Below are 16663 nucleotides of genomic sequence, written 5' to 3' on the forward strand. Positions count from 1 at the left end.
TCCGGGTCAGCCGGACCAGCGCCACCGCCGGCACGACGGTTATCTACGAGGATCGAGTTTCAACATGAGAACCAAGCGTTTCAATCTTGCGCTGGCGCGCTCCGCACATGCGCGCATGCTCGCCGGCATGCTGTCTGCCGCCGCCCTCCTGCCCCTCGCCGGTTGCGGCGGCGGAGGCGGCGGCGACGGCAGCAACCCGTCTTCTTCCAACGCGGCACCGGCACCTGCCCCCGCCCCGACGCCCGCTCCCGGCACACCGACGACCCCGCCCGCCTCGGCCGGCAGCAATGCATGCGCGACGCAGCAGGCCGCCGTGCAGATGGCGGCGCAGGCCGCACCGGCAGAAGCGCCGATCGATCACCTGATCGTCAAGCTGAAGACGCTGACGGCCACGCGTGCGATGGCGGCCATCGACAACGGGACGCGGCTCGACGCGGTCATCCAGCGCTCGATGACGCGCTGGACGGCACCGGTCGCCGGCAGTGCACGTGCCTATGCGAGCACGGTCGGGCAAGCCCCGGTGAATGTGCAGGTCGAACGGACGATCTCGAACGGCGCGGCCGTGCTGTCGCTCGGCCAGCGCATGGCCGCCACCGACGCAGCCGCGCTCGCGCAGGCATTCGCGGCCGATTCGGACGTGGACTACGCGGAACCGGATCACCCGATGCAGATCCGCGACACGCCGAGCGATCCGCTCTACAACCAGCAGTGGTACCTGTCCGACCCGACCGCCGGCATCGACCTGCCGCCCGCCTGGAACGTGACCAAGGGTTCGCCGACCGTCGTCACGGCCGTGCTCGACACCGGCTACCGGCCGCATGCCGACCTCATGGGCAACCTGCTGTCCGGCTACAGCTTCATCAGCAACGTCAACACCAGCAACAACGGCCTGACGCGCAACCCTGACGCGACCGATCCCGGCGACTGGGTCACGCAACAGGAACTCGACAACGCAAACGGCCCGTACTATCACTGCGCGAGCCAGCCGAGCGACAGCAGCTGGCACGGCACGCGCGTGATGGGCGTGATCGGCGCGACCGCCAACAACGGCACCGGCATCGCCGGCGTGTCGTGGCTCGGCCAGATCCTGCCGGTGCGCGTGCTCGGCAAGTGCGGCGGCGTGACGAGCGACATCGCCGACGGGATGCGCTGGGCAGCCGGCATCCCGGTGAACGGCGTGCCGACGAACCCGCGCCCCGCGAAGGTCATCAACCTGAGCCTCGGCGGCGTCGGCGCATGCAGCACGACGTTCCAGCAGGCGATCGACGACGTGACCGCGAAGGGCGTGACCGTCGTCGTCGCGGCCGGCAACGACGGCCTGTCGACCGGGCTCGACCAGCCCGCGAACTGCCGCGGCGTGATCAGCGTCGGCGCCACCGACGCGACGGGCCGCCGCGCGTCGTTCAGCAACTTCGGCGCCGATGTCTCGCTGAGCGCGCCGGGCGTCAACATCCTGTCGACGTCGAACACCGGCACCACGACGCCGGGCTCGGACACCTACGGCCTCGCGAACGGCACCAGCCTCGCGACGCCGCAGGTGTCGGGCGTCGCCGCGCTGATGCTGTCGGTGAACGGCAACCTCACGCCCGCGCAGATCCAGCAGAAGCTGCAAGGCGGCGCGCGCACGACCAAGCTCGCGGCCGGCACGTCGTGCACCGCGATGCCGGCTGGCTCGGGCATTGTCGACGCAGGGGCCGCCATCGCGGCAGCGGGCCAGTAACCCGCCCCTGCTTCCACGCGGCCGCGCGCATGCCGATCACGCATGCGCGCGGCCGTTTCATTCGCGGCAATCCGGGGCCGCGCCGCGCACACGTCACCCCGATTACGCATCTCGAAATAACACCTGACAAAAGGGTTGACGCTTCGCACAGCGAGCCATTACCATCGCTCCCGTCAAATTACATGGAGTGTTCTGTGAACACCGATGCGAGTTGTAGTTGGTGCTTGACCAACTTGACTGCTGCCTGAGGAAAACGCGCAGAGCCTCGTCTTCTGCCGCATCCCGGGAAGCAGGATGCGGCGTCTTTCCAGCCTGACCACGGGCCGGATCTCCCGCCGAATTTTCGATGTTGTCGAATGCACGCGACGCGCCCTCGCGCGTGTGCGTTCGTGTCGCGCGCGGCGCCAGCCGCGTGCGCCCTCCGTTCGCGTGCCGTCCGGCCGCGCGCCCTCGTGCGTGCGCGGCTGCCGATCGCCCGTGCCGCCTATCCGCAACCGACAGGAGTGCAGATGAACTCAGACGACAGTAGTCGATTACCGCTCGCCGGTGCGACGCTGCGCATCGCCCCTCCGGCTGCCCCGCACGCGCCGGCGAGCGTTCCATCCATCACCGATCCACAGCCGATCGCGCCTGACGCGACGCGGCGGGGAGCGCTCGTGCGTCGATAACGTCACGGTCGCTCCCCGCCCGCCGCCTCGTGCGCAAGGAGCGACTCATGACGACACGACACAACACCTCGCAGAAGAATCAGCGCGGCTTCATCAAGACCGGCGCCGGCCAGCAGAACGAACCGCGCATCATGCGCGTCGCGCAGGAAGCGGCCCGTCCGCTCGAAGACACGCTGAAGGCGCTGCATACCAGCACGCGCGGCCTCACCTACGACCAGGCCGCCGATCGCCTGCAGCACTACGGCCCGAACGAAATCGCGCACGACAAGCCGCCGCACTGGACGCGCCAGCTGCTGCTTTCCTTCCACAACCCGTTCGTCTACGTGCTGCTGGTGCTGGCCGCCATCAGCTTCTTCACCGACGTCTGGTTCGCCGCACCCGACGATCGCGACTATGTCGGCATGACGATCCTGCTGACGATGGTCACGATCAGCGCGCTGCTGCGCTTCGTGCAGGAATTCCGCTCGCTGCGCGCGGCCGAGAAGCTGAAGGCGATGGTCCGCACGACGGCCACCGTGCAGCGTTCCGTGACCGACACGTCCGAGCCGGCGCGCCGCGAAGTGCCGATGCGCGAAGTCGTGACCGGCGACATCGTGCACCTGTCGGCCGGCGACATGATCCCGGCGGACGTGCGCCTGCTCGCATCGCGCGACCTGTTCATCAGCCAGGCCGTGCTGACCGGCGAAGCGCTGCCCGTCGAGAAATACGACACGCTCGGCGCGGTGGCCGGCAAATCCGCGAGCTCGCCCGCGGACGGTGCGGCGAACGATGCATCGGCATCGCTGCTCGACCTCGAGAACGTCTGCTTCATGGGCACCAACGTCGTCAGCGGCACGGCGACGGCCGTCGTCGTCGCGACCGGCGAAGATACGTACTTCGGCTCGCTCGCGCGCAACGTCGTGAGCCACAAGCGCATCGAGACGAGCTTCGACCGCGGCGTCGCAAGCGTGAGCTGGCTGCTGATCAAGTTCATGTTCGTGATGGTGCCGATCGTGTTCATGATCAACGGGCTGACCAAGGGCGACTGGCTGAGCGCGCTCACGTTCGCGCTCGCGGTGGCCGTGGGCCTCACGCCCGAGATGCTGCCGATGATCGTCAGCGCGAACCTCGCGCGCGGCGCGGTCGCGATGGCGCGCCGCAAGGTCGTCGTGAAACGCCTGAACTCGGTGCAGAACTTCGGCGCGATGGACGTGCTGTGCACCGACAAGACCGGCACGCTCACGCAGGACAAGATCATCCTCGAGCATCACCTCGACCTGTCGGGCCACAAGAACGAGGACATCCTGCGGCTCGGCTGGCTGAACAGCTTCCACCAGAGCGGCCAGAAGAACCTGATCGACATCGCGGTCGTCGCACGTGCCGACGAGATCGGCGAGCGCGTGAAGCCGCAGGGCTACAAGAAGATCGACGAACTGCCGTTCGACTTCGTCCGGCGGCGCCTGTCGGTCGTCGTCGAGGATACGCGCGGCACGCACCTGCTGATCTGCAAGGGCGCGGTCGAGGAGATGCTGGCCGTCTCCACCCACGTGCAGGATGAGGACGGCGTGCGTCCGCTCGACTTCGTCGCGCGCAAGCGGCTGCTCGAACAGGCCAGCGCGTACAACGAGGACGGTTTCCGCGTGCTCGTGCTCGCGACGCGCACGATCCCGCGCGGCGACGAGCGCGAGCAGTACCGCACCGCCGACGAACACGACCTCGTCGTGCGCGGCTTCCTGACCTTCCTCGACCCGCCGAAGGAATCGGCTGCGCCGGCACTCGCCGCGCTGCGCGAAAACGGTGTCGCGGTGAAGGTGCTGACGGGCGACAACCCGATCGTCACGATGAAGGTATGCCGCCAGGTCGGCCTCGAACCCGGCAAGCCGATCCTCGGCACGGAGATCGAAGCGCTCGACGACGCGACGCTCGCGCAGGTCGTCGAACGCACGACGGTGTTCGCGAAACTGACGCCGCTGCAGAAGGCTCGCATCGTCAAGGCGCTGCAGGCGAACGGCCACACGGTCGGCTTCCTCGGCGACGGCATCAACGACGCCCCCGCGCTGCGCGACGCCGACGTCGGCATCTCGGTCGACAGCGGCGCCGACATCGCAAAGGAAACCGCCGACATCATCCTGCTCGAAAAGAGCCTGATGGTGCTCGAGGAAGGCGTGATCAAGGGCCGCGAGACGTTCGGCAACATCCTGAAGTACCTGAACATGACCGCGAGCTCGAACTTCGGCAACGTGTTCTCGGTGCTCGTCGCCAGCGCGTTCCTGCCGTGGGAGCCGATGCTCGCGACGCAGCTGCTCGTGCTGAACCTGATCTACGACACGTCGCAGATGCTGCTGCCGTGGGACAAGATGGACCCCGAGTTCCTGAAGAAGCCGCGCAAGTGGGAAGCCGGCAACATCAGCCGCTTCATGCTGTGGGTCGGGCCGACGTCGTCGGTGTTCGACATCACGACGTACATCCTGATGTGGACGGTATTCGGCGCGGGTGCGATGTATCACCTGAACGGCGGTTCGGGCGGCCAGATCGTGATGAACTCCGGCTGGTTCATCGAGAGCCTCGTGTCGCAGACGCTCGTCGTGCACCTGCTGCGCACGCAGAAGATTCCGTTCCTGCAGAGCACGGCCGCGCTGCCGGTGCTGCTGTCGACGTTCACCGCGATCGCGATCGGCTGCTGGCTGCCGTTCTCGCCGTTCGCGGAGTCGCTCGGCTTCATGCACCTGCCGGGCACCTTCTGGCTGTGGCTCGCCGCGACGATGGTCGGCTATATCCTGCTCGCGCAGATCGTCAAGACGATCTACGTGCGCCGCTACAAGCAGTGGTTCTGATTCCGTTCGGATGACGATGTACCGGCCCGCGCAACGCGCGCGGGCCGGCCTTTCACGACGCTCTATCGGTAATGTGATGAAAAGAATCCTTCCGCTCGCCGCCGCGAGCGCACTCCTCGCACCGTTCGACGCCTATCCGGCTCACCCGCTCGTCAGCGACGATACGGGCACGCAGGGCAATGCGAACTGGCAGTTCGAGTTCAACGGCGAGGAAACCTCGAAACAGGAAGAAAACGGCCGCCACCAGCTATGGAACGCGACGCTCACGCGCGGGTTCGGCGAACACGTCGACCTCTACGTCAACGCGCCTTACACGCATCTGCAAACGCGGACCGACGAGAACGGCGCGGGAATCGGCGATGTCGAGATCGGCATGAAATGGCGCTTCGTCGAACGCGGGCCGCTGTCGCTCGCGCTGAAACCGAAGGTGACGATGCCGACCGGCAACGACGGCCGCGGGCTCGGCACCGGCCGCGTCGGCACCGGCGCGACGCTGCTCGCGCAGGCCGACATCGCTCGCTTCTCGCTGCTTGCGAATGCGGGCCTCACTTACCAGCCGAATCGCCAGGGCGACCTGACGTCGATCTGGGCCGTGTCGGGCGCGGCGATCTACAAGGCGACCGACAAGCTGCAGATCGTGGCCGACATCGGCACGTCGCGCAACACGGAGCGCGGCGCCGGCGCGAATCCCGCATTCGCGATCGCGGGCGCGATCTATTCGCCGAAGCCGTGGCTCGATCTCGACATCGGCTACCGGCGCGGGCTGAACGACCAGACCTATCGTCATTCGGTGATGGGCGGCGTGACGGCGCGCTGGTGACACGCAGGTGTGCGGCATCGAACCGCATACCGAACCGCCAGACGACGGGCCGCTTCCAGCGGCCCGTTTTTCATTGCGTGTCGTTCGCGCCGAACAGTTGCGCGCACACGGCGCGCCCTTCATCGGTCAGCGCGGCGCTGCCGGTGCCGTCTTCGTTCAGCGTCGTCGCACTCAGGCCGGCGGCGTCGAGCTGCGTCAGCACGCGGCGCAGCGTGCTCATCGGCAGTTGCGCGCGTTTCGCGATCTTCGGCAGCGACCAGGTCTTGCCGGCCGGATCGCTCGCGGCGTCGTTCAGCGTTGCGAGCGTCGCGACGAGTGCGGGATCGAGTGGGGATTCGTCGGATTCTGAGGTCATCGATTCGGTCCGTAGCAGACAGGTATTCATTCGCGCATTCAGCGCCGATTGCGGAAACTATATCGCTTCGTCCGTCAGGCTTCCTTGATCGCGGCACGCATGAACGACACGAAGCGCGTGGTCACGGGATCGTCGCGATCCGACCGCCACGCAAGCCCGACGCGCCACTTTGCATCCCGGCCATCGAGCGGCAGCACTGTCGCATCGCGCAGCAGGTACTGCGCGCGCGACGGAATGAATGCGACGCCGACACCGGCCGCGACCGACGTCAGCACCGACTGCACGTCCTCGGCCTGCTGCGTCACGTGCGGCACGAAGCGGCGCTCGACGCACCATCGATCGATCTGCGCGGCGAGCCCCGGGCCCCGCGCACGCTGCAGCGCGATGAAGCCGATCTCGTTGAGCACGTCGAGATCGGCCGGCACGCGCTTGAAGCCGAGATGCGGCGGCACCGCCAGCGCGAGCCCCTCGTCGATCACCTTGAATGACGACAAACCTTCGTCGGACGGCAGGCGCAGAAACCCGGCATCGAGCTTGCCCGCGCGCAGCCGGCGTGTCTGCTCGGACGACGACAGGTCGCTCAACGTGACCGCAATGCCCGGATTGCGGCGACGAAACTCCGCGACCCGCTTCGGCACGATCGTCAGTACCGACAGGCAAATGCCGAGCCGCAGATGCCCGCGCTGCCCGCTGGTCGCCTCCCGTGCGCGCGCGAGGATCTCGTCGGCATCGCGCACGAGCGCCTGCGCGTCGGGCAGGAAACGCTCGCCGAACGGCGTCAGCTCCGCGCCATGCCGCCCGCGCTCGAACAGCTTGCCGCCGAGGCTCGCCTCCAGCGCGCCGATCTGCTTGCTCAGTGCCGGCTGGCTCATGTGCAGCGCATCGGCCGCGCGGCTGAAATGGCACAGCTCGGTGACGGTCAGGAACGTACGCAGCAGTTTCAATTCCATTCTTAAAAGGAATCGTAACGATTAAAACATTCATTTTACCGATCGAATGCAATGGCGTTCAATACGGGCATGCCCTTCCCGGAACCGACTGTCATGCCCCTCGATCATGCCGCCGACTGCGTGGCCGACCAGCCGTGCGACATGGCCGTCGCGAACGAACGCACCGCCGCGGCCGATACGCGTGCGCCGAAACGTCGTGCCGAACGCAGCGACGGACGCAGCCGCCGTTTTCGCTTCGGCGATGCGCTCGACGACGCGCCGCCGCGCGTGGTAACGGGGTCGATCGCGATCAGTTTCGCGGTCGTGTCGCGGCGGAACTGGCCGCGTTAAGCGGTATCGGCCGCGCAAAGCCCCGCCATGTCGATCCGATACACGTTGCCGTCCGTGCCGACAACGTAGAGCGCACGACCACGGCCGACCGCGCGTGCCACGCCCACCGGCGCCGAGCCACCATTCAGCATGCGATACGCGCGTACCGCCCGTACCTGGCCATCGGTGCCCAGACGCACGACCTGCAATACGTCGCGATCGCCGTATGCCCCGCACAACAGCGCCACGCATTCACCGTGTTGCGCCTGGTCTTCCATCACCGCGAACGCGTGACTGCCCTTGACCGGAACACGCCATGACGCAACAGGCTGCCGGTCGCGCAAGTGGACGAGCGCGAATTCGCTGTAGTAATACAGCCAGACGTCGTGGTCCCCTTGAACGTTGAGCGCATAACAGTCGTCGATCGGGCGCAGTCCCTCGGGCGGCGAGAACGCATGCAGCAGCTCGCCGCGCCGGCTCCACGCGACCAGTCCGGGCGCCCCGACCGGCGCCTCCCAGCCGAAATTGCCGAAGACACCTTCGTCGAAATAGGATGTCCAGATTTCTCCCGTGCCCGTGACCTGCACGGACTGGATGCCGTCGCCCAGCAGTATTTCTCCGCAACGCGTGCCGTCGCGGCGATAGAGGCGGCCGTTCAGGTCGAAATCGTCCGGCCCGCGATAAGAGGATCGACAGCAGACCAGCAGCAGATCGTCTCCCACCGGCTGGATCTCGTGAATATCGAACGGTTCGTTGTCGACGATGAGATCGAGCAGCGTGTCGCCGTCCCGCCATGCAATCAAGCGATGGCGCTGCGCAGCCGAGGGTGTCGTGATCGCGAACGAAGCGCCGTCGGAGCGTGCGCGGTCATCGAGCGGTTCCAGTGCAAATGCCATGTACAACGCATCGTCCGCGCCGACGTTGAAGGCAACGAGTTCACCTGTCGCGGACAGGCTGTCGATCGATGCAAGCGGCAGCACGGGCAGCGCGTGCGGTTGGCGTGACATGGGTTCTCCTGACGATGAGCTCGCCATCTTGCCGGCCGTACCATCGTTTGTCACGCCGGCGCGACATATCGACGCAAAACGCGGCACACCGCGGCGGCAGCCGGCAAAACAGCGCGCCGACGGCCGGCCGCTATCGTCATCCTCTCGCGAACGACCTTATAATTTCCCGCACCCGCTGACCGCCCATGCATTCCGCGCCGCCACTTCGCGCGTGGAAAGGAGACTTTCGCTTGACCGGCCTCATCGCGCGCGTGCCTCGCGCACGGACCATGCTGATCCTCGCCCTCTCGTTCCTGCTGCTCGCGTTCGCCGCGAACGTGTCCGCGCAGCGCGTGCAGCCGCATCGCACCGCGCAGGCCCACGCGCACCCGCACAAGAAAACCGTCAAGAAGAAACCCCACCGCAAGCACAAGGCGGTCAAGCATCGTCGCCCGAGTGCGAAGCATCAGACGATCAAGCGTCACGCCGCCCCGGCCCCGCATCGCCGCGCGAAGCGCACGAACGCCGTCCGCCCGCGCCCGGCCGCCGCGAAACCGCGCCTGATGGCAAGCTGCGGCTACTCCCCGCGCGCGCTCAATACCCTGCATTCACGTGCGGCCTACGTGCTCGACGTCGACTCCGGCACGCCGCTGCTGGCGCGCAACGCACGCACGGTGCGGCCGATCGCGTCGATCTCGAAGCTGATGACGGCCGTCGTCGCGCGCGACGCCGACCGTCCGCTGAACGGCGTGCTGCGCGTCACCGCGCGCGACCGCGACACGATCAAGTTCACCGGGTCGCGCCTGCAGGTGGGCTCGGAACTGTCGCGCCGCGAGATGTTCCATATCGCGCTGATGTCGTCGGAAAACCGCGCGGCCGCGGCGCTGAGCCGCGACTATCCGGGCGGGCGCGCCGCGTTCGTCAACGCGATGAATCGCGAAGCGCGCCGGCTCGGCATGCGCCATACGCACTTCCGCGAGCCGACCGGCCTGTCGCCGCACAACGTGTCGACGGCCGAGGATCTCGCGAAGCTCGTCGGCGCGGCGGCGCAGGACCCGCTGATCCGCTATTTCTCGACGGATACGTCGACCACCGTGCGCCCGGGCGACGGCGAGCTGGTGTACGTGAATTCCGACCCGCTCGTCCGCTACCGCCGCCTGCCGATCCGGCTGCAGAAAACCGGCTTCATCAACGAGTCCGGGCACGGCGTCGTGATGCGCATGCGTGTGAAGGGCCGCCGCGAAACGGTCGTGCTGCTCGGCGCACCGACGCGTGCGGGCATCTCGAGCGATGCCATCAAGATCCATCGCTGGCTGTCCTGCTCGATCCAGTGAGCGCGCGGGCGGCCGGCGCATTCACCTACGGGAGCGCAGCCATGCAGGACGAATACCGCTTCAACGCCTTCGGCCGTCTGCTCGCCGTCGTGCGCAAGGACGGCCGCTGGGCCGTGTTCGATCTCGGCACCGAAGGCAAGCGACGCGCGGCCAACCTGCACATTCCGTCCGCGCTCGCCGCCGACGAACTCGCGCAATACCTCGGCGACCTGCTGCACGAAAACGCGACCCCGAGATACAACGAGGTCGTACCGATCCCGCTCCGCGGCGCGTAACCGAACACCCGGCCGTACCTCGATCCGGCGGTCAATTCGACAGTTAAACTTGCAAGTTTAACTGTCGTGTTCTATGATCCGCCGCATGAACCCTCCACGCAAATCCGGCGTTTCCGCCGATATCGTCGCTGCCGACCTGACCCTCGCGGTCGGCCAGCTGATCCGCCGGCTCCGCTCCGCGATCGAATCCGACGGGCTCGGCATGTCCCAGACGAGCGCGCTCGCGCGACTCCAGCGGCACGGGCCGATGACGACCGCCGATCTCGCGCGCGCCGAAGCGATGAAGCCTCAATCGATGAAGGCGATTCTCGCGAGCCTCGAGGAAGACGGTCTCGTCGAGCGCGAACCGCATCCGACCGACGGCCGCCAGATCCTGTTCCGGCTGACCGCGGCCGGCCTCGACGCGCGGCTCAAGCGCAACGCCGCCAAGCACAAGTGGCTCGGCGCCGCGATCGAGCAGCTCGACCCCGCAGACATCGACACGCTCGCCGCCGCAATCCCGCTGATCCGCCGCATCGGCGAGCAGTGAACCCGGCCCGCGCGCCCCGCGGCATTCGCGCGCACGGCTTTCCTCGTCCCTTCCACGGAGCCCCCATCATGAGCGCAACCCGTCTCGACACGAACACGGCACTCGTCGTCATCGACCTGCAGAAAGGCATCGTCGCCCTCCCCACCGCGCACCCGGTCGCGCCGGTGATCGCCCACGCCCGCGAACTGCTCGACGCCTTCCGCAGCCGCGGCCTGCCGGTCGTGCTGGTCAACGTCGCGGGCGGCGCACCGGGCCGCACCGAGCAATCGCCGCCCGTGGCGCAGCTCCCCGCCGACTGGACCGAACTCGTGCCCGAACTGAACCGCCAGCCGAGCGACCACGTCGTGACGAAGCGGACCTGGGGCGCCTTCACCGGCACCGGTCTCGACGCGCACCTGAAGGCAGCCGGCGTCACGCAGATCGTGCTGGCGGGCGTCGCGACGAGCATCGGCGTCGAATCGACCGCGCGACAGGCGCACGAGCTCGGCTACAACGTGACGCTCGCCATCGACGCGATGACCGACCTCAAGGCGGACGCTCACGTCAACAGCGTCGAGCGGCTGTTCCCGCGCCTCGGCGAAACGGGCACGACGCAGGACATCGTCGCGCTGCTCGACCGGCGCGGCGCGTGAGCGACCCACGCATCCAGCCGGCGCCGGGCCACGCGGCCGGCCGGCTCGATCCGTCGATCTGGAAAGTCAGCACGGTCGCGACGCTCGGCTCGCTGCTGTCTCAGCTCGATGCGACGATCGTCAACGTGTCGCTGTCGAGCCTCGCGACCGACCTGCATGCGAGCCTGTCGACGATCCAGTGGGTGACGAGCGGCTACCTGCTCGCGCTGACGCTGGTGTTGCCGCTGAGCGGCTGGCTCGTCGACCGCATCGGCGCGAAGGCGCTGTACCTGTGGTGCTTCTCGGCGTTCACGCTCACGTCGGCCCTGTGCGGGCTCGCGTGGTCCGCGCCGTCGCTGATCGCCTTCCGCGTGCTGCAAGGGGTCAGCGGCGGGCTGCTCGCGCCGATGGCGCAGATGATGATCGCGCGTGTCGCCGGCCAGCAGATGGCGCGCGTGATCGGCTACGCGGCCGTGCCCGTGCTGCTCGCGCCGATCCTCGGCCCGGTCGTGGCCGGCGCGATCCTGCAACATGCGTCGTGGCGCTGGCTGTTTCTCGTGAACCTGCCCGTCGGCGTGCTGGCGCTCGCGCTGGCCGCGCGGTTCCTGCCCGCCGATCGCGACGACGCGCCACGGCGCACGCTCGACTGGGTCGGCCTCGCGTTGCTGTCGCCGGGGCTCGTGCTGTTCCTGTACGGCATCGAGCGGATCAACGAAGCGCCCGGCATCGCGGCGATCGTCGTGTCGGCGCTGTTGCTCGCCGCCTTCCTGCGGGTCGAGACGCGCAACGGCGACGATGCGCTGATCGACCTTGCGCTGTTTCGCGGCAAGGTGTTCGGCGCGGCCGCGTCGACGCAGTTCCTGTCGAACGGCGCGCTGTTCGCGGGCCAGATGCTGATTCCGGTGTTCCTGATCCAGGCGTGCGGGCGCACGCCCGGCGAAATGGGCTGGCTGCTCGCGCCGATGGGCCTCGGCATGCTCGTCACGTATCCGTCGATGGGCGCGCTGACGAGCCGGTTCGGCGTGCGCCGGCTGGCCTCGGCCGGCGCGTTGCTCGCACTCGCCGCGACGCTGCCGTTCGTGTTCCTCGCGCTGACCGGCTACGATCCTTACCTGCTCGTGCCGGCACTGTTCCTGCGCGGCATGGGCCAGAGCGCGATCGGCGCGCCGTCGATCGCCGCCGCGTATGCGTCGGTCGAGCGCCGCAACCTGCCGATGGCGACGACCTCGCTCAATATCGTGCAGCGTCTCGGCGGCCCGACGTTCACCACCGTGTGCACGCTGTTCCTCGCATGGCGGCTGCAGGTCGAATCGGCGGCGGGCGGCGGCACGCCGGCGAACGCGTATGCGTGGGCGTTCGGCCTGCTTTGCGTGCTGCACGCGGCAAGCGTCGTCACGACGCTGCGCCTGCCGTTGTGGTCGACCGGTGCGGGCGGGCAGCCGGCCGGCACCGCGCGCGCCGGTTCGCGCTGACCTTCGGGCGACCGCAAGACACGTGCGGCCGACCCGCTACGGCAGCCACATCGGCACGATCGAGATCACGAGCAGCACGCCGAGCGCCGCATTCAGGCAGTGCCACTGCCGCTCCGTGCGTAGCACCCGCGCGAACAGCAGCCCGGCGAAACACCAGAGCGACAGCGACGCCATCGCGGCCACGCCGAACGCCAGCCCGAGCAATATGCCGAGGCGGGCCGGGCCGGACGCGAGCGCGGCAAACGACGCGGCCGCACCGAGCGTCATCGCCCAGCCTTTCGGGTTGTGCCAGAGCATCCAGACGCCGCTGAGGAATCCCTGCGGCCGGTGCACCTCCGCATCGAGCCGCGGCTTGCCGCCGCGCCCGATGCGCACGGCCAGCCACGCGAGGTACACCGAACCGACCGCCTTCATCACGAGTTGCAACGCGGGCAGCGCGAGCAGCACGCCGCCGAGCCCGGCCGCCGCCGCAGCGGCCATCGACGCCAGGCCGGCCGCGATGCCCGCCATCATCGGCAGCGAACGCCGGTAGCCGAAATGGGCGCCCGACGCAGTGGCGAGCGTCGTCGCGCCGCCCGGCGTCACGGTGGACACGATCACGAACAGCATCAGCGGCAGGTAGTCTCGGAACGGCACGGAAGCTCCCGGTCGGCGTTGTCGAAGCCCTGTTTTACGCGCGATCCCGCCATTACGACAGCGAAAGCTTTTTATGCCTGTCATTAGCGCTCATAATGCGTCGCATGGCACGTCATCTCGACCTCGCGCTGCTGCGCGCCTTCGTCACGGTCGCCGATCATCGCAGCATGACGGCGGCCAGCCGCGCGCTGCACCTGACGCAAGGCGCGATCAGCCAGCAAGTTGCACGGCTCGAAACGCTGGCCGGCCCGCTGTTCGTCCGCGAGCACCGCAACCTGCTGCTCACGGCGGACGGCGAGCGGCTGCTCGAGCAGGCGCGCCGGCTGCTCGCCGTGCACGATGCGCTGCTGGCCGACATGACGGCCGGCGCGGTCGACGGCACCGTGCGCCTCGGCGCGCCGCAGGATCTCGTCGGCACCTGTCTCGCGCCGATCCTGAAGGGTTATGCGCAGGCGCATCCGCAGGTCGCGCTCACGCTCGTGTGCGAGGCGTCGCCGGAGCTGCACCGGGGGCTCGCGCAGGGCGAACTCGACGTCGCGCTGATCGAGGCGCCGGTCGGGCCGTCACGCGGCGAGTGCATCGCCGTCGACCGCCTGGTCTGGGTCGGTGCGAAAGGCGGCACCGCGTACCGGAACACGCCGCTGCCCGTATCGATGGTCGCGCCGACCTGCGCGTTCCGCCCGACGGTGCTCGACGCGCTGCGCGGCTGCGATCGCGCGTGGCGCACCGTGTTCGAGAACGGCAGCATCGACGCCACCACCGCGACCGTGCGCTCCGACCTCGCCGTGACCACATGGCTCGCGTCGACCGTGCCGGCCGACCTCGATATCCTGCCGGCCGACAGCGGCCTGCCCCCGCTGCCGAACTTCGCGATCAACCTTCATCTGCCGCGCGGCCAGCACACGCCGGCCGCGACGGAACTCGCGCGCCACCTGCGCAACGGCTTCGCGCGCTTGCGTGCGGCCGCATAGGCCCGACACTACACGGTGCCCGGCTCCTGTGGCGCCGGCGTCGTGCCGGCGGCCTCGAGCGCCTGGTGCAGCGTCGGGAAGATGCACGACGCGCCGACGATCTCCGTGATCCGGTGGCGATCCATGTCCGCGCGCAGGTAGCGGTTGACACGCCCGAACAGCACGCCGATCCCGCGCGCGTGCAGCATCCTGACGAGATCGGTCAGCGTGCGTGCGGCCGAATAATCGATGTCGGTGACGGCCCCCGCATCGACGACGAACCAGCGCGCCGGCACCGGCGCCGCATCGACGAGCTCGGTCACTTCGGCGGCGAACAGGTGATCGTTCGCGAAAAACAGGTCGGAGCCGAACCGGTAGATGATCAGCCCCGGCGCCGTCATCGCCCCCCGCCGCGTGGGCACCGGCTGCCACCTTCCGTTCCCTTCGACCGGTTCGAGCACCATCGTGTGCGGCTGGTAGCTGTGGCGCACGTGCCGCATCAGCGACAGCGCGACGGCCAGCAGGATGCCGTGCTCGACGCCGACCGTCACGACGGCCACGGCCGTGACCAGCGCAAGCGTGAACTCGCCGGGGCTTTCCTTGCGGATCGCGGCAAGGCTGCGCACGTTGATCAACCCGAGCGCGATCGTGAACACGATGCCGGCCAGCACCGCATGCGGCAGATACTGAAGGTAGGTGCTGAAGAACAGCAGCACGACGGCGACGACCGCCGCAAACGCGAGATGCCCGATCTGGCTGCGCACGCCCGCGCCGTCGGCCATCGCCGTCTGCGTCGGGCTGCCGTTGACGACGAACGCGCCGCCCACCGCCGCCGCGGCGTTCGCGGCCGCGAGGCCGAGGATGTCGGCATTGGTATCGACGTCCTCGCGATACTGCTGCGCGAACACGCGCGCGGCGGCCGCGCTCTGCGCAATGATCATCACGAAACACGACGCGGCGACCGGCACGAGATCGAGGAACTGCTGCCACGTGACGGACGGCCAGCGCAACGGCGGCAGCCCGCCCGCGACCGGCCCGAGCACCGCGATGCCGTGCGCGGCGAATCCGAACGTGCCGCTCGCCGCGATGCTGCCCGCGACCGCGATCATCGGCATCGGCACGCGCGGCAGGAACCGCTTGCCGGCGAGAATCGCGACGACGACGAGCGCCGCGAGCGCGAACGTCGGCCGGTTCGTGTGGACGAGATGCGTGACGACGTAGTCGAGCTGCGCGAGGCTGCGCGACGCCGGGTACGGTACGGCCAGCCCGAGCATGTCGCCGAGCATCGCGATCGACACCTGCACGCCGACGCCGGCGAGAAAACCGACCAGCACCGTGCGCGACAGGAAATCGGCGAGAAAACCGAGCTTGAAGATGCGCGCGAGCAGCAGCATCGCGGCGGTCAGCAGCGCGACCATGCCGGCCAGCGCCACGTATTCGGCGCTGCCGGCCGACGCCATCGACGACAGCCGGCTCGCGAAGATCGTCGCGGTCGCGGAATCGGCGGCCACCACCAGATGCCGCGACGCGCCGAAGATCGCGAACGCGACGAGCGGCAGGAACACCGTGTAGAGGCCCGTGACGGCCGGCATGCCGGCGATGCGCGCGTAGCCAAGCACCTGCGGGATGTCCATCGACGCGAGCGAAATGCCCGCGAGAATGTCGCGGACGGCCCCGCCACGGCGGACCGGGAGGATGCCTTTCAGCAGCCGCACGCCTGACGGGCGGCTTTCGTTGGAATCTTGCATGCGTGAAGTGCGTGAATACGGGGTGACGTGGTTCGCGAAGTCGTTCGCGCATCGTGCCCCTGGCAGGCATCGCATGGCAAGTGCGCGAAGGCGGCACGTGTCGCTCACCGTCGACGGAGGGCCCGCGCGCCAAGGCGGACGGCACGTCGACAACCCTGCGACGCCCGCATGATTGCATGGATCGCCGTGCACGCGCATTGAAGCGCACAGGCCCGCCGCAGCGGCGTCGCGCCGATTCCGGACGAACCGTCGGCGCATCCGGCAACCCGCACGCGCACCGGCTTGCGGTGACGCGCTCTCGTCATCCTCCGTCACCCGATTGCAGAGGAGACCTGCGCAATGGTGAGCCGATCCGGGAGCCGCGCGCCGCGCATTCACGGCGACGTGCCTGGAACCCGATGGCACAATCACGGTCCCTTTCATGTGCCCTTCACCGGGCGCGCGTCGCGTCGCGGCGCCGATTCAACGCACGAGAAGGCCCCTGCTT

The 16663-nt window shown here is 68.5% G+C and carries 15 protein-coding genes; 10 read left to right on the top strand and 5 right to left on the bottom strand.

Going from position 1 to position 16663, the window contains the following annotated elements:
* Positions 1–64: 64 nt before the first annotated feature.
* From VK92_RS31495 to VK92_RS31505, 3 genes are all read left to right on the top strand, one after another.
* Positions 65–1720 (top strand): S8 family peptidase, encoded by a 1656-nt coding sequence (locus VK92_RS31495; RefSeq protein WP_048028247.1) that lies wholly within the window; start codon positions 65–67, stop codon positions 1718–1720.
* A 715-nt stretch (positions 1721–2435) separates the two neighbouring features.
* Complete coding sequence (gene mgtA / locus VK92_RS31500; protein ID WP_082160828.1) at positions 2436–5201, top strand: magnesium-translocating P-type ATPase; 2766 nt, start codon at positions 2436–2438, stop codon at positions 5199–5201.
* 76 nt (positions 5202–5277) lie between these two features.
* Positions 5278–6021 (top strand): transporter, encoded by a 744-nt coding sequence (locus VK92_RS31505; protein WP_048022477.1) that lies wholly within the window; start codon positions 5278–5280, stop codon positions 6019–6021.
* 70 nt (positions 6022–6091) lie between these two features.
* Here the strand turns inward: VK92_RS31505 and VK92_RS31510 are convergent, their stop codons facing one another.
* Both VK92_RS31510 and VK92_RS31515 read right to left on the bottom strand, forming a co-directional pair.
* Positions 6092–6376, bottom strand: coding sequence for a transcriptional regulator (locus VK92_RS31510; protein ID WP_122982904.1), 285 nt, complete (start codon positions 6374–6376; stop codon positions 6092–6094).
* A 74-nt stretch (positions 6377–6450) separates the two neighbouring features.
* Complete coding sequence (locus VK92_RS31515) at positions 6451–7326, bottom strand: LysR family transcriptional regulator (RefSeq protein ID WP_048022479.1); 876 nt, start codon at positions 7324–7326, stop codon at positions 6451–6453.
* A gap of 51 nt (positions 7327–7377) precedes the next feature.
* Between VK92_RS31515 and VK92_RS31520 the strand changes: the two genes are divergently transcribed.
* On the top strand, positions 7378–7656 hold the full coding sequence (locus tag VK92_RS31520) for a hypothetical protein (protein WP_048022480.1): 279 nt from the start codon (positions 7378–7380) through the stop codon (positions 7654–7656).
* Here the strand turns inward: VK92_RS31520 and VK92_RS39090 are convergent.
* Positions 7653–8642 carry a hypothetical protein gene (locus VK92_RS39090; RefSeq protein WP_053076257.1) on the bottom strand — a complete coding sequence of 330 codons (990 nt, stop codon included), beginning with the start codon at positions 8640–8642 and terminating at the stop codon, positions 7653–7655. The genes VK92_RS31520 and VK92_RS39090 overlap by 4 nt on opposite strands.
* Positions 8643–8872: 230 nt before the next feature.
* Here VK92_RS39090 and VK92_RS31530 point away from each other — a divergent pair, with 230 nt between their 5' ends.
* The 5 genes from VK92_RS31530 to VK92_RS31550 all read left to right on the top strand — a co-directional run bounded on the left by VK92_RS31530 (position 8873) and on the right by VK92_RS31550 (position 12842).
* The gene (locus tag VK92_RS31530; protein WP_048022481.1) at positions 8873–9955 is read left to right on the top strand and encodes a serine hydrolase; all 1083 of its coding nucleotides are present in this window, start codon (positions 8873–8875) and stop codon (positions 9953–9955) included.
* A 41-nt stretch (positions 9956–9996) separates the two neighbouring features.
* Positions 9997–10230, top strand: coding sequence for a DUF7661 family protein (locus VK92_RS31535; RefSeq protein WP_048022482.1), 234 nt, complete (start codon positions 9997–9999; stop codon positions 10228–10230).
* Between the two features lie 73 nt (positions 10231–10303).
* Positions 10304–10759: a MarR family winged helix-turn-helix transcriptional regulator gene (locus VK92_RS31540; RefSeq protein WP_021162055.1), complete on the top strand. Its 456-nt coding sequence runs from the start codon at positions 10304–10306 to the stop codon at positions 10757–10759.
* A gap of 68 nt (positions 10760–10827) precedes the next feature.
* Positions 10828–11391, top strand: a complete 564-nt coding sequence (locus VK92_RS31545) for an isochorismatase family protein (protein ID WP_048022483.1) — start codon at positions 10828–10830, stop codon at positions 11389–11391.
* Positions 11388–12842, top strand: coding sequence for a DHA2 family efflux MFS transporter permease subunit (locus VK92_RS31550; protein ID WP_048022484.1), 1455 nt, complete (start codon positions 11388–11390; stop codon positions 12840–12842). Before VK92_RS31545 ends, VK92_RS31550 begins: the two co-directional genes overlap by 4 nt.
* 36 nt (positions 12843–12878) lie before the next feature.
* Here VK92_RS31550 and VK92_RS31555 read toward each other — a convergent pair whose 3' ends face one another.
* Positions 12879–13478 (bottom strand): LysE family translocator, encoded by a 600-nt coding sequence (locus VK92_RS31555; protein WP_082160829.1) that lies wholly within the window; start codon positions 13476–13478, stop codon positions 12879–12881.
* Between the two features lie 95 nt (positions 13479–13573).
* On the opposite strand from VK92_RS31555, the gene VK92_RS31560 reads away from it, so the two are divergent.
* Positions 13574–14449: a LysR family transcriptional regulator gene (locus VK92_RS31560; protein WP_048022485.1), complete on the top strand. Its 876-nt coding sequence runs from the start codon at positions 13574–13576 to the stop codon at positions 14447–14449.
* An 8-nt stretch (positions 14450–14457) separates the two neighbouring features.
* Here VK92_RS31560 and VK92_RS31565 read toward each other — a convergent pair whose 3' ends face one another.
* Positions 14458–16176 (bottom strand): SulP family inorganic anion transporter, encoded by a 1719-nt coding sequence (locus tag VK92_RS31565; protein ID WP_048022486.1) that lies wholly within the window; start codon positions 16174–16176, stop codon positions 14458–14460.
* Positions 16177–16663 lie beyond the last annotated feature (487 nt).

The sequence above is a fragment of the Burkholderia sp. LK4 genome (genome assembly GCF_001043615.1).
GTDB classification, from domain to species: Bacteria; Pseudomonadota; Gammaproteobacteria; order Burkholderiales; family Burkholderiaceae; genus Burkholderia; species Burkholderia cepacia.

What these genes read in the sequence shown, in the direction of transcription:
- VK92_RS31495 (WP_048028247.1), top strand. Translation starts at nt 65, where the DNA reads ATGAGAACCAAGCGTTTCAATCTTGCGCTGGCGCGCTCCGCACATGCG.
- VK92_RS31520 (WP_048022480.1), top strand. Translation starts at nt 7,378, where the DNA reads ATGGCGTTCAATACGGGCATGCCCTTCCCGGAACCGACTGTCATGCCC.
- mgtA (WP_082160828.1), top strand. Translation starts at nt 2,436, where the DNA reads ATGACGACACGACACAACACCTCGCAGAAGAATCAGCGCGGCTTCATC.
- VK92_RS31535 (WP_048022482.1), top strand. Translation starts at nt 9,997, where the DNA reads ATGCAGGACGAATACCGCTTCAACGCCTTCGGCCGTCTGCTCGCCGTC.
- VK92_RS31565 (WP_048022486.1), bottom strand. Translation starts at nt 16,176, where the DNA reads ATGCAAGATTCCAACGAAAGCCGCCCGTCAGGCGTGCGGCTGCTGAAA.
- VK92_RS39090 (WP_053076257.1), bottom strand. Translation starts at nt 8,642, where the DNA reads ATGTCACGCCAACCGCACGCGCTGCCCGTGCTGCCGCTTGCATCGATC.
- VK92_RS31545 (WP_048022483.1), top strand. Translation starts at nt 10,828, where the DNA reads ATGAGCGCAACCCGTCTCGACACGAACACGGCACTCGTCGTCATCGAC.
- VK92_RS31515 (WP_048022479.1), bottom strand. Translation starts at nt 7,326, where the DNA reads ATGGAATTGAAACTGCTGCGTACGTTCCTGACCGTCACCGAGCTGTGC.
- VK92_RS31505 (WP_048022477.1), top strand. Translation starts at nt 5,278, where the DNA reads ATGAAAAGAATCCTTCCGCTCGCCGCCGCGAGCGCACTCCTCGCACCG.
- VK92_RS31560 (WP_048022485.1), top strand. Translation starts at nt 13,574, where the DNA reads ATGCGTCGCATGGCACGTCATCTCGACCTCGCGCTGCTGCGCGCCTTC.
- VK92_RS31510 (WP_122982904.1), bottom strand. Translation starts at nt 6,376, where the DNA reads ATGACCTCAGAATCCGACGAATCCCCACTCGATCCCGCACTCGTCGCG.
- VK92_RS31540 (WP_021162055.1), top strand. Translation starts at nt 10,304, where the DNA reads ATGATCCGCCGCATGAACCCTCCACGCAAATCCGGCGTTTCCGCCGAT.